At 64.7% G+C, this 14,189-nt stretch carries 12 protein-coding genes, 1 tRNA gene and 1 pseudogene; 6 read left to right on the forward strand and 8 right to left on the reverse strand.

Annotated features, from left to right (window positions below; all coding sequences use genetic code 11):
* Positions 1–1,413: exodeoxyribonuclease VII large subunit (gene xseA, locus ACHFFA_RS04755; protein WP_394269701.1), on the reverse strand; the 1,413-nt coding region annotated here is incomplete at its 3' end.
* On the opposite strand from xseA, the gene purD reads away from it, so the two are divergent.
* Positions 1,412–2,692, forward strand: coding sequence for a phosphoribosylamine--glycine ligase (purD, locus tag ACHFFA_RS04760; RefSeq protein ID WP_394269702.1), 1,281 nt, complete (start codon positions 1,412–1,414; stop codon positions 2,690–2,692). The genes xseA and purD overlap by 2 nt on opposite strands.
* Here the strand turns inward: purD and ACHFFA_RS04765 are convergent.
* The 5 genes from ACHFFA_RS04765 to ACHFFA_RS04785 all read right to left on the reverse strand — a co-directional run bounded on the left by ACHFFA_RS04765 (position 2,689) and on the right by ACHFFA_RS04785 (position 8,680).
* Entirely contained in the window at positions 2,689–3,372 is a 684-nt protein-coding gene (locus tag ACHFFA_RS04765; RefSeq protein WP_394269703.1) for an NnrU family protein, read from the reverse strand. The two genes, purD and ACHFFA_RS04765, sit on opposite strands and share 4 nt — an antisense overlap.
* A 65-nt stretch (positions 3,373–3,437) precedes the next feature.
* Positions 3,438–3,953 carry an FKBP-type peptidyl-prolyl cis-trans isomerase gene (locus ACHFFA_RS04770; protein WP_394269704.1) on the reverse strand — a complete coding sequence of 172 codons (516 nt, stop codon included), beginning with the start codon at positions 3,951–3,953 and terminating at the stop codon, positions 3,438–3,440.
* The gene (locus ACHFFA_RS04775; RefSeq protein WP_394269770.1) at positions 3,950–5,305 is read right to left on the reverse strand and encodes an amidohydrolase family protein; all 1,356 of its coding nucleotides are present in this window, start codon (positions 5,303–5,305) and stop codon (positions 3,950–3,952) included. The genes ACHFFA_RS04770 and ACHFFA_RS04775 overlap by 4 nt, the downstream gene beginning before the upstream one ends.
* Before the next feature lie 35 nt (positions 5,306–5,340).
* A complete protein-coding gene (locus tag ACHFFA_RS04780) occupies positions 5,341–6,711 on the reverse strand; it encodes an amidohydrolase (protein ID WP_394269705.1) in 1,371 nt (456 codons plus the stop codon).
* 103 nt (positions 6,712–6,814) lie between these two features.
* The gene (locus ACHFFA_RS04785) at positions 6,815–8,680 is read right to left on the reverse strand and encodes a peptide MFS transporter (protein WP_394269706.1); all 1,866 of its coding nucleotides are present in this window, start codon (positions 8,678–8,680) and stop codon (positions 6,815–6,817) included.
* Between the two features lie 179 nt (positions 8,681–8,859).
* Here ACHFFA_RS04785 and ACHFFA_RS04790 point away from each other — a divergent pair, with 179 nt between their 5' ends.
* The 4 genes from ACHFFA_RS04790 (at position 8,860) to ACHFFA_RS04805 (ending at position 10,041) form a co-directional block, all read left to right on the forward strand.
* The gene (locus ACHFFA_RS04790; RefSeq protein WP_394269707.1) at positions 8,860–9,207 is read left to right on the forward strand and encodes a GntR family transcriptional regulator; all 348 of its coding nucleotides are present in this window, start codon (positions 8,860–8,862) and stop codon (positions 9,205–9,207) included.
* 139 nt (positions 9,208–9,346) lie between these two features.
* Positions 9,347–9,625 carry an integration host factor subunit beta gene (gene ihfB, locus ACHFFA_RS04795; protein ID WP_394269708.1) on the forward strand — a complete coding sequence of 93 codons (279 nt, stop codon included), beginning with the start codon at positions 9,347–9,349 and terminating at the stop codon, positions 9,623–9,625.
* A 61-nt stretch (positions 9,626–9,686) separates the two neighbouring features.
* A tRNA-Leu gene (locus ACHFFA_RS04800) sits at positions 9,687–9,771 on the forward strand.
* 54 nt (positions 9,772–9,825) lie between these two features.
* A complete protein-coding gene (locus ACHFFA_RS04805; RefSeq protein WP_394269709.1) occupies positions 9,826–10,041 on the forward strand; it encodes a hypothetical protein in 216 nt (71 codons plus the stop codon).
* A 246-nt stretch (positions 10,042–10,287) separates the two neighbouring features.
* Here the strand turns inward: ACHFFA_RS04805 and ACHFFA_RS04810 are convergent.
* Together ACHFFA_RS04810 and ACHFFA_RS04815 are read right to left on the reverse strand one after the other, a co-directional pair.
* Positions 10,288–11,379, reverse strand: a pseudogene (locus tag ACHFFA_RS04810) (recombinase family protein); the annotation flags it as partial.
* A 109-nt stretch (positions 11,380–11,488) separates the two neighbouring features.
* Entirely contained in the window at positions 11,489–11,854 is a 366-nt protein-coding gene (locus ACHFFA_RS04815; RefSeq protein WP_394269710.1) for a recombinase family protein, read from the reverse strand.
* A 467-nt stretch (positions 11,855–12,321) separates the two neighbouring features.
* Here ACHFFA_RS04815 and ACHFFA_RS04820 point away from each other — a divergent pair, with 467 nt between their 5' ends.
* The gene (locus ACHFFA_RS04820; protein ID WP_394269711.1) at positions 12,322–14,061 is read left to right on the forward strand and encodes a hypothetical protein; all 1,740 of its coding nucleotides are present in this window, start codon (positions 12,322–12,324) and stop codon (positions 14,059–14,061) included.
* The last annotated feature ends 128 nt before the right edge of the window (positions 14,062–14,189 follow it).

Genomic DNA, 14,189 nt, shown 5'->3' on the forward strand with positions numbered 1-14,189 from the left:
GGTGCGGGGGCGCGGGCGGGGCGGCGGGCCGCCCGCGGCGACCGTTGCGCCTAGTTCGCCATCCCGGAACCGGAGCGTCAGATGGCCCGCCTCCGCCGCCTGCGCGCGGCCGGTCAGGGTGCGGCCCGCATCGTCCATGACCCGTATGAAGCCCCGTTGCAGCACGGCGTCGGGGTTGAGCGAGCGCATCACCCGGGCGAGCGCGTCGAGGCGCTGCCTCCCTTGCGCCGCCTGGCGAAGCGCAAGGTCCGCGAGCGCCGGCTGCGCCGCCAGCTGCCCCCGGGCCTCGCGCAGGTGGCGCTGCAGATAGGCCGGCGAAAGGCGCTGGCGCGAGAGCCTGTCGCGCCCACTGGCCGCCCGGTCGAGCAAGCCGCGGCGCAACCGCTCTGCGAGATCGTCGAGCCTCTGGCGATGGCTTTGCAGCAGAGCATCGGGGCGCGGCAGACGTCCGGCGCGGGCATCAAGCCGCTCCCGCCCGGTGGCGACCGGGCGCAAGGCATAGCGGCGCTGGCGGTGGCGATAATCCGCCAGCGTCGCGGCAAGATCGGCCAGCACGGGAACCGCTATCTCGGCGGCGGCCGTCGGCGTCGGTGCGCGGTGGTCGGCGGCATGGTCTGCCAGGGTCGTATCGGTTTCGTGCCCGACGGCGGAAATTGTCGGGATGGAGCACGCCGCGATCGCGCGAACGACCGCTTCCTCGTTGAAGCTCCACAGATCCTCGATCGAGCCGCCCCCACGGGCGACGATGAGGAGGTCGGGCCGTTGAGGATGACCGGGGGGCAGGGCGCTGAACCCCTCGATCGCCGCAGTGACCTGGCCGGCCGCGCCGGGCCCCTGGACCAGCACCGGCCAGACGATGACCCTGCTCGGAAACCGGTCGGCCAAGCGGTGAAGGATGTCGCGGATGACCGCCCCTGTGGGTGACGTCACGACGCCGATGGTCGCCGGCAGATAGGGCAAGGGGCGTTTGCGCGAGCGATCGAACAGCCCTTCGGCGGCAAGCCGGGCACGGGTCTTTTCGAGCAACGCCAGCAACGCTCCTTCGCCGGCAAGCTCCATCCGGTCGATCACGATCTGGTATTTCGAGCGCCCGGGATAGGTCGTCAGCTTGCCGCTGGCGACGACCTCGAGCCCGTCCTCTGGCAGGAACGGCAGCACCTGCGCCGCGCTGCGCCACATGACCCCGTCGATCACCGCCGCATCGTCCTTGAGACAGGTGTAGAGGTGCCCGCTCGCCGCGCGTTTCACCCCCGACAATTCGCCGCGCAGCCGGACGAAGCCGAAGCGTTCCTCGACCGAGCGCTTGAGCAGGGCGGAAATCTCGCTGACCGTGAGCGGGGCGGCGTTGTCGCCGGGATAGCCCTTCGCTACCAATCCCTGATCTCGATCACCGGACGGACCATCGATTGCCATGAATATCCTTTTGCTGGGCGGGGGCGGACGCGAACATGCGCTTGCCTGGAAGCTGGCGCAATCGCCGCGTTGCGACAAATTGTGGGCCAGCCCGGGCAATCCGGGCATCGCCGAACACGCGGAAGTCGTGGCGCTGGACCTGGCCGATCACGCGGCGGTGACCGCCTTCTGCGGCGAACATGGCGTCGATCTCGTCGTCATCGGCCCGGAAGCCCCGCTGGTGGATGGCCTCGCCGACAGTCTGCGGGCGGCAGGCGTCGCTGTCTTCGGACCGTCGGCAGCGGCGGCGCGGCTCGAGGGGAGCAAGGGCTTCACCAAGGCTCTGTGCGAGCGGGCCGGCATTCCCACCGCGCGTTTCGTCCAGTGCCGCACGCTTGACGAGGCACAGCCCGCGCTGGCCGGCTTTGCGCCGCCCTATGTCCTCAAGGCCGACGGGCTTGCGGCGGGCAAGGGGGTGGTCATAGCCGAGAGCCGCGCGGAGGCGGAGCGCGCGTTGGTTGACATGTTCGGGGGCCAGTTCGGCGAGGCCGGCAGCGAGGTCGTCATCGAGGAGTTCCTGACCGGCGAGGAAGCCAGCCTGTTCGTGCTGACCGATGGCAAGGCCATCGTCCCGCTGGGCTCGGCGCAGGATCACAAGCGGGTGGGCGATGGCGATACCGGTCCCAACACCGGGGGGATGGGCGCCTATTCGCCCGCCCCGGTGCTGACCCCGGCGCTGACCGAAGAAGCGCTGCGCCGGATCGTCGAACCCACGGTGCGCACGATGCGCGAGGAGGGCATGCCCTATTCGGGCATCCTCTATGCCGGCCTCATGCTGACCGACAGCGGCCCCCAGCTGATCGAATACAATGCGCGGTTCGGCGATCCCGAATGCCAGGTCCTGATGATGCGGCTGGAAAGCGATCTTGCCGAGGTGATGCTCGCTTGTGCGCAGGGGCGGCTGGCCGAAGTGCCCGCCCCGGTCATGTCCGATGATGTCGCCCTCACCGTGGTGGTGGCAGCCAGGGGCTACCCTGGCACACCGGTTGCCGGCGGCGGGATCGAACTTCGCGGAGCGGAGGCGGACGGTGTCCGGGTCTTCCAGGCGGGAACCCGATCGGAAGGCGGCCGGTTGGTGGCGAGCGGCGGGCGGGTCCTCAACGTGACTGCACTGGGCGCCAGCGTCGGCGAAGCGCATCGCCGGGCCTATGTTGCCCTCGACGGAATCGACTTTGCCGACGGGTTTTGCCGCCGCGACATCGGCGCCCGCGAAATCCGCCGCGAACAGGGGTCGGCCTAGTCCACCCAGCGCCAGATCCCGGCAGGAATGCCGCCGGCCCGGATATGCCACCAGGTCATGCCGAGCCAACCCACCAGAGCGATCAGCCACAGCCCGATGCCGACGCCGCGAAATCCGGACAGCTGCGGCCAATAGGTGGTCCGCGCCTCCCAGCCGGACCAGTCCGCGCCCATCAGGACCTCCTTCTTGCGATCCTGCAGGCGTGCGCCGACCAGCGCAAGGACAAGCACGGCGAGTGCCACGATGGTCGTCCGCCAGCTCCACAGGAGCACGAGATGGGCCAGAGCCCACAAGGCAAAGCCCCACATCATCGGGTGACGGGTGATCCGGAACACGCCGTGCGGCTCGGCCGCGGCAAGCCTGCCCGCGCCCGGAGCAGGGAAGGCAGGGTTGCGGCGAAGCGAGCCTGCGAACAGCACCAGCGCCGGAATGGTCAGCAGGCTGGCGATGATCCACCCACCCTCGCCCGAACCCGGCAGATCGGCCGCCGGAGCCGCAGTAAAAGCAAGATACATCCAGGTGATACAGCCGAGCGCGACCAGGCTGTAGACCAAGGTAAAGCCCGTTTCACACAGGCTCCGCACCAGCGGGCTGCGCAAGGGATGCGACAGCGCGAAATGGGTGCCGACCAGCGCGATCGACGCCGCCGCGAGCGAAAGCAGGGCACTGTCCTCGGTCATCGCCGGACCCTTCAGCAGGCGTGCGAACCTGCGGCGTCAGTATCAGAGCGGCGCTGCCGCCACAATCAGTCTGCGCGCGGCCCGATCGCGATCAGCTGGACCTTGAACAGCAGGGTCGCGCCGCCCGGGATCGGCCCCTTGCCGACCGGACCATAGGCAAGGCCCGCCGGCGCGGCGATCTCGATCGTGTCGCCCACCCCCATTTGCGGAATGGCCAGTTGCCAGGCCTTGATCAGTCTGCCCAGCGGGAAGGTCGCCGGCTCACCCCGCTCGAACGAGCTGTCGAAGGTTTCGCCGTCGATGAAAGTTCCGGCGTAATGCACCGTTACCGTATCCTCGACACGCGGGTGCGGGCCCGCGCCATCGCCGGCCACGCGCCGCCATGCGCCGCCGCCGGGCAGGGGCTGCCACCCGGCTTCGCTCTTCAGCCCTGACAGGTAGGCTTGCTGCGCACTCATCCAGGCCAGATCCTGCGACCGGTCCGGCCCCCGCTCCTGGGCGGTTGCGGCGTAAAGGCCGACCGTGGCGAAGGCACCGAGAAGCGCAAGACCCGTCCCCCGCATCTCGCGTGCGAAACTCACCAGTCGTAGGCCTTGGGCAGTGTGCTTTCGTCAAGATCGCGGTAGCGTTCCTTGAGGCGGCTCTGATGGTTGTCGAGCGGCTGTTCGATGCCATCGATGAACACCCGCACCGGCATCGAGCCCGCCTCGAGCGGATCGCCGTCCCACAGCACGACGTCCCCGGCCGCCCCTGCTGCAAGCGATCCGGCCCGTCCACGAAGGCCGCTGATCTCGGCCGGGACCGAGGTGATCGTGGCGAACGCCTGCCCCCAGGTCAGCCCGTCTGCCCCGGGCAACCGGGCGAGAGCGACGAGATTGCCGGCGTACTGGTTGAGGTTGCGCGGGTTCTCCATCGCCGAAGCGTTGATGGCGACCTTGACGCCGGCCTTGACCATGCGGCCGATGTTGCTCTGCGTGGCGGCGAGCTGCTCGAAGCTTTGCGGCAGGTCGTCGAGCCCATCGGCGATAACCGGGATACCGGCGGCCGCGATTTCGTTCGCCACCAGCCAGCCTTCGCTGGCGCCGACAAGCACCATGTCCAGCCGGGGGAACTCCTGCTTCAGCGCCAGCACGCTGCGGATGTCCGAGGCGCGCTCCACCATGACATAGAGCCGCTGGGTCCCGCGCACGACCGGCACCAGCGCCGCGGCATCGAACCGGGTGAGCAGGACGTCAGTCCCGCGATCTTCCGGCCCGCGCAGGAGGCGGCTGTCGATGGCGATATCGTCACCAAGGCTGACATCGCCGCCGCGCATGCCGGCCCCGCTGATCGCCTGGTTGCGATCGTAGTCCAGCGCCTCGCGCAAGGCATTGCGGAACAGCGCATGGGCCGAAGCGCGGCTGCCGCCCGACAAGCGGGCACCATCCTCGCCGAGAGCGACGATCTGGAATGCCCGCGCCCGGGTGATCGGCTGGCCATCGGCGCCAAGGTCGATGATCGCCCCCTGCCCGCCGAAGATCGACGAGGACGGCATCGTCGCCGTCGCCGCGCGGGTGATCCCGGCCGCCCGGTGAACGAGAATATGCTGCGAGTTGGGATTGACCACCGGGGCGGCATCGAGCGCCGCGCTGAACGGCGAGCTGCCGGCCCGGATATCGTTGGATTCGCTCACGGCGGAGACATCGTAGAGGCCGAGCGAGGTGACGCTGGCGACCAGCCCCGGCGTCACCCACATGCCGGTGCCGTCGATCCGCTGGAGGCCTTCGGCGGCAACCGTGCTGCCGACGGCGGCGATCCGTCCGCCGCGCACGACCACGCTGGCGTTCTCGACCGGTTCGCTGCCATCGCCGGCGGCGACGGTGGCATTCTCGATGACGAAGTCCTGCGCGGCGACCGGCGCCGCGAGGGCACCGGCACCGATCATGCAGGCCATGGCGAAGAGGCGGCGGCGGGGCGCAGCGGGGCGGTTCATTTCACGTCTCCTTCGCCGGGCTGGCCGAGTTCGAAATCGCTGACCGGTCGCCGCTTGGGATCGAGCGCATCGAACAGCAGCGCGCCATCGACCCACACTTTCTCCGGACGGGAATAGACGCTCAGCGGATCGCCGTTCCACAGCACCACATCCGCCATCTTGCCCGGCTCGAGGCTGCCGGTCACGTCACCGATGCCCATAGCCTTGGCAGCGTTGAGCGTGAACCAGCTGACCACCTCGGCATCGGGAATGTTCATCCCCATGCGCTGGCCGGCGGCCTGTGCCTTGGCGGCTTCCTGGTTCAGGCGCTGGATCCCGTTGGCATCGTCGGAGTGGATGACGACGCAGGCGCCGGCCTTCTGCAAGAGCGCGGCGTTCTCAAGGATGCCATCATAGGATTCCATCTTGAAGCCGTACCAGTCGGCCCAGATCGCGCTGCACACGCCGTTTTCGCGCAGCAGGTCGCCAATCTTGTAAGCTTCGACCGCGTGGTGGAATGCGGCGACCTTGTAGCCGAACTCCTTCGCCATATCGAGGACCAGGGCCATCTCGTCGGCACGATAGCAATGGTTCTGGATCAGGATTTCACCGTCCAGCACGCCGGCCAGCGTTTCCTTGCCCAAATCGCGCTCGGAGCGGTCGCCGTCAGCATATTTGCGCGCGTCGAGCCAGGTCTGGCGATTGACCGCGAAGTTACCCATCCGGGTCGACGGCATCCGGCCCTTGCCGCCATAGACGCGCTTGGGGTTTTCGCCGCAGGCCATCTTGAGGCCATAGGGCGCACCGGGAAACTTCATTCCCTGAACCGTGCGTGAGGGCACGTTCTTGAGCGTGACCGAGCGCCCGCCCATGAGGTTGGCCGACCCGGGCAGGATCTGCAGTGCCGTTACCCCGCCGTTGGCAAGGGCGCGCGAAAAGCCGGGATCCTGCGGCCAGACCGAATGTTCGGCCCAGACTTCCGGCGTGGTCGGATCGGTCGCCTCGTTGCCGTCCTCATGCGCATCGACCGATGGCGTGGGATAATCGCCCAGGTGCGAGTGGATGTCGATCACCCCGGGGGTGACGAATTTGCCAGTACCGTCGACCCGGTCATAGCCGTCGGTCGAAAGGGCGGCGTCGCCGATGCCGACGATCTCGCCATCGCGAAACAGGACGGTGCCGTTGTCGATCCGCCCGCCCTTGCCGTCATAGACCGTCGCGCCGACCAGCGCGGTGGGGCGGCCGGGATAGCGCGTGTAGGTGGAGGCGTAGGGGGCATCGCTGCTGGCTGCGGCCGCGCTGCGCGGGCGTGCGTCCTCGTTCGCGGTCGAACATGCGGCAAGGGCGAGTGCGCCCACGCCGACCGTCAGTCTTGCCAATGCTCTCACGCTGATCTCCCCCGCTTGGCCCGCCTGCCGCGCGCACACATGCTAAGGGGCAGGACTTTCACAGCCCTGCCCCCGCGTAGTCAATGCCGTTCGTCGAAAACCCTCAACGGGTATGGTCGGTGCCGCCCGGTACCTGCGGGCTGGTGGCCGGATGCATGCCGGCCTCCTGCGGCTCGATGCCGGCCTGGCTCTGTCCTTCCAGATCGTCGCCGACATCGTCGTCACGCAGCGTGTCGAGATGCATCAGCCGCTTGATCAGCGGGCTGAGCACCATGACCGCCACACCGATGACGACGGCATACCAGCCGACGGTGGAGTAGACATCGAGGACTACCTGCTTGCCGGCTTCCTCGCCGACCCCTTCGGCACCGGTCGCCGCCGCGATCAGGCCGGCTGCGAAATTGCCGGTCGCCGAGGCGAAGAACCAGGTGCCCATGATCAGGCTGGCCATGTGTGCCGGGCTCAGCCGGTTCATGGCCGAAAGCCCGACAGGCGAGAGGCACAGTTCGCCGGTCGTGTGCAGCAGGTAGATGAGGAAGATGAATGCCACCGGCACGGCGACATTCACCCCGACCGATTCGGCGCCCCAGACCAGTACCAGGAAGCCCAGCCCGACCTGAACGATCGCAAGACCGAACTTGAGCGGGGTCGAAGGCTCCATGCCGCGCCGGCCGAGGAACTGCCACAGACCCGCGAACAGCGGCGCCAGCAACACGATGTAGATCGCATTGATCGACTGGAACATCGAGGCGTTGACGCCTTGCGTATCGACATGGCGATCGGTGAACAGGTTGAGGCTCGAGCCGGCCTGTTCGAACAGGGCCCAGAACACGATCGAGGCGAGGATCAGGAACATCGCCGAGAAAATCCGATCGCGCTCTTCGAATGCCTTGGCCATCGACTGCTGGATTAGAACTGCCACCAGCACGGCAAACCCGCCGAGCGCGACAGAAACCATAGGTTCGTTGCCAAGAGCGGCCAGTACGATACCTACGATCATCGTTACTGCCGCAGCCAGGTAGATCATGAACGGTCCCTGCGGGGCCGCTTTCCATGATCCGTAAGCCATCTTGAAGGTGACGATGGCAAGCACATAGGCAACTAGCGCCCCCCCAAACGCGCCAAGAACAGTTCCAACCAGCTCCTGGAACTGGATCGCCGCCCAGCACAACGCGACCATCGCGAGGCCGGCGCCGTAGATCGCGTACTCCTTGCCGCCGCGGATCTTTGCCGGATCCTTGGGCTCGCCCCGGCCGAGGAGGAGGGGCTTGCCGAGAACGAAGAAGACGAGGCCGATCAGCATGCCGAAACCGGCAAGGCCGAACCCGTACTGCCAGCCATAGGTCTGGCCGAGGTAGCCGCATATGATCGACGCGGTCGCCGCGCCGACGTTGATGCCCATGTAGAAGATCGTGTAGGCGGGATCGCGGCGGACGTCGGTGCGCGAATAGAGCTGGCCGACGATGACCGAGATGTTGGCCTTGAGGAAGCCCGAGCCGACGATGATCAGCGCCAGGGCCAGCCAGAAGACGTTGATGACGGGATCGGCCTGGCCGCCGCTGCCCTCGAACGCCATGAAGAAGTGACCGATCGTCAGCAGCACGGCCCCGAACAGCACCGCCTTGCGCTGGCCCAGATACTGGTCGGCCAGATAACCGCCGACCACCGGGGTAATGTAGACCAGCGCGGTGTAGGCACCGTAGATGATCGAGGCTTCGCTGTCGGAGAAAAGCCAGTGCTGAACCAGGTAGAAGATCAGCAGCGCGCGCATCCCGTAATAGGAGAAACGCTCCCACATTTCGGCCATGAACAGCAGGAAAAGGCCCTTGGGATGCCCGATCACTTCCGGCTGCGGCCGGGTTATCAGGACGACGCCGCCGATGAGAAACGCGGCCAGGGCAATCGCTGCGATGCGGAACGCCCACATCTCGAATGCCGAACCGAACGTGAAGAAAAGGCCCTCTACCATGGGACGCCGGTATCCTCTTTGCTATGCCCCGTGACGAGGCCCCCTTGCCGATTGGTGCCGCACCCTAGCGGCGAAAATCGTGCTGTGAAGCTTTTGTTGAGCGGCGTCCCCGGCGGCCCTTGCACGCCCGGCTGTGTTATGTCACTACAGCACTATGTCCGAAACGCGGCGCACCATCCATGCCTAGCCAGGCCCGCCCGGTTTATCTGCGGCTGCGCGAACAGATTGCCGCGGCGATCATGGACGGCGCCTATCCCGAAGGCGAAATGCTGCCCTCGGTCCGGGCCCTGGCGGCCGAACAATCGGCCAACCCGCTGACGGTCGCCAAGGCCTATCAGCAGTTTCAGGACGATGGCCTGATCGAGGTCCAGCGCGGGGTCGGCATGTATGTCGTGCCGGGCGCTGCGGCACGGCTCCGACAGCAGGAACGGCAGCTGTTTCTCAAGGAAGAATGGCCCCATATCCGTGCCCGGATCGCGCGGCTCGGGCTTGTACCCGACGATCTGCTGGCAGATGCGGGTTCCTGATGCGACGGCCCGGCCCCTCAATTGGCCGGGCAGCCTTTTCCGTTCATGATATTTGTTATACGGGCGGCGCATCACCACGGCCGCGTGGCCGCAGATCACGAACAGGGGTCCGCCCTGTCACCATGAAGGGCACCAGACGATGATCCGATCCGAACTGCTCGCTGCAATCGCGCTCGAGAACCCGGGATTGAGGGCCGAGGAGGTGGAACAGGTGGTCGACATCTTCTTCGAGGAGATCTCGCGCCGGCTGGCAGAAGGCGGGCGGGTGGAATTGCGCGGCTTCGGCGCCTTCTCGACCCGCGAGCGGGACCCGCGCGTCGGCCGCAATCCGCGCACCGGTGACGCAGTGGAGGTGCCGGCCAAGCGGGTGCCCTATTTCAAGCCCGGCAAGGAAATCCGCGACCGTCTCAACGATTGAGCGGCGGCTGCTTGGCGATTGCCGGGCGGATGCAGGAAGGGTAGACGCCTGCTCGCGCCGTGCGGGTGTGGCGGAATGGTAGACGCCGGGGACTTAAAATCCCCTGAGTTATGCTCGTGTGGGTTCGAGTCCCACCACCCGCACCATTCCCGGTCAAAGATGGGCACCGCGCCCTTTGACCGGGCAACTGCCGCGACCCCATGCGCCAGAGCGTCTTTCTCGCCGTGGATCGTGACCTGCCGAGGCTCCACCCGGACCTGCTTCACGAAGGCCCTTACGATCTGTTGCCGTTCGGGTTGGTCGCCACTGACAAGACGGTCACGGACAATATCGCCGAATTTCCTCACAGCCGTGGGAGTTATTCTGGCAGGCCCACGCTCGACCTGCTGGCGCAGCGTCTTTGCAGTCTGATTTAGAGCGTCGATCTCGGCACGGTGTGACTTGATCCTCGCGGCGATGTCGGGATCGCGCGCTGACAGGGTTTCGGCTTCGATACCATCATAAAGGAGGCAGAGACGCCGCCGTGCGCTGGCAATGCCATCCTCGCACTGCGTGATTTCTTCGAGCTTGCGACCTCGTGCTTCATCAGAGAAATCGAGAACGCGCTGAAGCAGGACTTCGAGGCGGTCGTCTACGAACAGTCGTTCCGCGAGCTCTCGCATAACGAGTTCGTCGAGCTGTTCGGCTCGAACGCTGGGACAATCGCATGATCCAGCGCCGCGGTTGGTCCTCGCATGGCAGGTGTAATAGCGGTAGCGCCCACCCTTGCCGGTCCGGATGGTCATCCCGCATCCGCAGCCTTCGATACCGCAGCGTGCAAGACCGACGAGCAGGGTGGGACCATTAACGATGCGCGGTGCGACGTTGCGCGGAGCGCGCTCCTCGCGAAGCGCCGCTACGCGGTCGAATTGCTCCTGCGATATGATCGAGGGGCAGGTGACCCAAGTCCATTCGTCTTCGGGCAGAAGCCTTCCATCGACCCCGAACCGGTTGCCAGCGAACCGCCCCGTGTAATGCGTTCGGGCCAGTATTCCTGCAACGTTGGAATTGAAGAACTTTCTGCCGCGAAACGTGTAACCATGCGCGTTCAGGTGATCGGCGATGGCACGGCCACCCATGGCCGAACCGCCTGCCCCTGAGGCCATATCGAAGATCAGTCGCACGACCTGTGCCTCATCGTCGCGAATGAAGAGCTTCTTCTTTTCTTTCTTGCCGCGTAGTTCGACCGTGCGGCTTTCGTAGCCAAGGGGGATCGGGCCTCCGGTCCAAAAGCCTTCCTCGGCAGTCCCTCTCAATCCGCGCCGCGTATTGGCGGCTGCCTTGATGATAGCATCCTCGTCCTGCCACGCGGTCAGTATCTGATGAAGCTGGCCCGAATGGCTGTCCTCGAACGTTTGATAGACTAGCTGCAGTTCCACGCCCGCGCGCTTGAGCTGGCTCCTCAACAGAATGGAGAATTCGAGATCGCGTGCGATGCGGGCAAGGTCGCAGGCAACGATGACATCGACGGGGTGTTCGTCGCTGCAAGCGTGTAACAGCATGCGTTCCAGGCTCGGTCGAGACCGGTCACTGCCCGAAATGCCGCCATCTTGGAAAACGTCGAGGACCGTGTAACCGCGATCTTCGCAATATTGCCGCGCATCGCGCTCCTGCTGGTCAAGCGAGGTGCGGTGCTCCGCCTGTTCCTGCGTGCTGACGCGGGTGTAGATGAAAGCGCGCTTGCTGCCGTCGTTGGGTCTATGCATCTTACGCATCACGCCTCCTTACATTCCGTGTCCTTTATCAGCTTCTCGACAAGCGCGATGCGCCTAAGTGCCGGCAGTGCGATGGCGCTCTCACGCTGTCGCCCCCAAATGACCGCATTCAGGGTGTCTGATGGACGAATTGCAGTTCGACGCCCGCCCGTTCGAGCTGTCCTTTCAAAACTATGGAAGATTCGAGATCGCGGGCGACCCGTGTGAGATCGCTTGCCACGATCACGTCGACTGGCTGGTCGTCGCTATTGGCAAGAAGCAGCATGCGCACCAATCCCGGCCGAGACCGATCACTGCCCGAGAAGCCGGCATCTCGGAACACCTCGGCAACAGACAGCCCGCGATCTTCGCAGTATTGCCGCGTGTCGTACTCTTGCTGGTCGAGCGCTTTGTGCTGCTCCGCCTGTTGGTCCTCGCTTACCCGCGCATAGATGTAGGCGCGCTTACAGCTGCCGTTCGGTTTTTGCTCACTCATTACGTGTCCTCGCGTTTCGTTTCTGGACCAAGCACCTCGGCGAGAGTTGTCTCACCGACTAAAGCCAATAGCAGTTGGGCGAGATCGTCGTCCGAAGGCTCGACCCAGTCGATCCAAACGACCGCTTTGCCCAGCCGGAGCGTATCGCCGCACTCTTGCGTGCGTACAATGCCACCGGGCGACAAGAGGCGCACGGGCCGGTTCACGGCTGTCCCGATCTGAATCGATCAGCAGCGTGATGTGCGATGGTGGCAATGGGAGGGCGAGGCCGATCATCACAGCCACATGCGGCCATCCCGAGCAAGCTTTGCCTTGGCGCGATAGCAGTAATGCGCGAATCGGATGGGACCACAGCCATGAGCCGGTCATGGTCATTTCAAAACGCACGTTCACTGGTGGTGCAATGGCCGACCAGATTTTGCGTGCGAGAATGAAAATCCTACAAGCACTTTATAATCCCTAACGGAGTGCTTGAAATGTGGGTCCTTGGTCTGTTTCTCGGCATCACCTCTTTCTGGAGGAGGCTGCTCTACCTGTCGCGCTATGGACGTCAGGACATACACCTCTTCGCCGCTTTCGCGGCAAGAGAGTTTGCCGCACCCACGGCCATAAAGCTCCACAAGCTTCCCAACGACTTCTACCTCTGGGTCAAGCGCGTCGAGAAGCAGCTGGCACTTGAAGCCTTTTTCCCGAGAGGTGCCCGGCTCGGGACATTCGCTCACTCTCCCGTCCTCCAACTTCGCGACCATTTCGACCAACCTCTGTCCGAGAGATCGTCCCCTTGGTCTGTAGAGGGTCTCGACGACCATTATCGCCAGGTTACTGGCCTGTCGGCCTCTATCGATACAGTCATGCAGAACGACGCGGGTTACTCGGTCGGCAGCTTTGCCAAGGAGTTATTCTCGCTTTTGCAAGTGGATGCGGTGCTGGCCTATTTGCTGCTCAACCGTGAAATCCAGCTCGCCGCTGCGCACCACGCCGGAAGGGTTCACAAGCTCTTCCTGCTCAAGACTTCGTTGATTGACCAATTTTCGCATCTGCGCGGTAACATCATCGCGCATGGTGCCGCGGTGGCGATGCACGAATACCTGTGGTCCATCGTGACCGAGATCAGGAAGGCCAAGGAGATCGACGATCAGCGCAGGGCCACAAAAAAAATTCTCAACGCCCTCAATCTGAAAGGGGCCGATCTCGCGCGGCGGTTGAACCCCGCGACGAAGGATCTCGACTACGACATGCCGATGGACGCGGTGTCGGTGAGTGTGGCGGCTCTTTACAGAGCGGCGAACGATGGCGAGATCGATCGGGAGAGAGGTCTCGACGAGGTCTATCTGGCACTAGGCCGTAAGGGCGGCAAAGGCGGCGACAGGACCGACCAGCCACTCGTGCATTATTACGGGCTGACCTGGGACCGTCTTCTCGCTCTGGGTACCTTCGAGATCGTCGTCGTCATGATCGGACTGCACAGGAAGCGGCGCACCCACGGGGTTCATCCGAAGGTCGAGAAGGTAGTGAGGCCTGCGGGGCGACTGACGAGGGATATCGTCTGGGCCGCGCCGAACAGTCTTAAATCGGAATGGGACTCCATCCAGCGTCGTCTGCACTTCCTGATGATGTGCTATCTTCCGCCAGCCCATAACAAGGGGGGTGGTGGCCGCTTCGACCCTTCGCTCCTGCTCGATCCGACCAAAGACTGGAAAGCATACGACAAGGGCGCCCGCAGGAACCCGTTACGCCGGATCGAGGTCGCCAGATCGTTCACCGAAATCGTCGACACGATCCGGTACAGGCTCACTCTGGCATCGCGAATGTTCGCGGTGGCCACGAAACTGGTGGTCGCAAGACCGAACGAACTCCCTCACCACACCGAACGGCGCAAGCGCGGAAGCAAAGTCGCGGCGCTGCTCGCATCCTCGCTCACCATGGTCACCTCGGATCCGCTGTTCATTCCGCTGTTGAAGAATGCGGTGGAGCGAGCGGGCTTCGAACAAACCAGAGGGACGAAGAGGAAGAAGCGAGGCGCTAAGACTGCCACTTCGAGAGCAGGGGCAGACGCTTCCGAAAGCTGTTTCGATGCTGGACTGGCCGACGCCGCTGGAAGCACGGCCTTTGTTGATGAGGTTAGAGAACCAGAGCCAGGCAGGCACTGGGGACGAAAAGTTCCAACCCGCCTTGCAACGAGAGGCGACGGTTCGGTTTCAGCGTAGATGTTCTAGTGACACGGCGGGGAGCGCCATCATGTCGGACAATTCACGTCAGATTTGCGCCCTAATTTCGGTCATTAGCATGGTTCGCCTCGCGACTTGAAAGCTGCCGTTTGCTCAACACGCCACTG

This window comes from Qipengyuania sp. (genome assembly GCF_043423005.1).
Taxonomy (GTDB): Bacteria; Pseudomonadota; Alphaproteobacteria; order Sphingomonadales; family Sphingomonadaceae; genus Qipengyuania.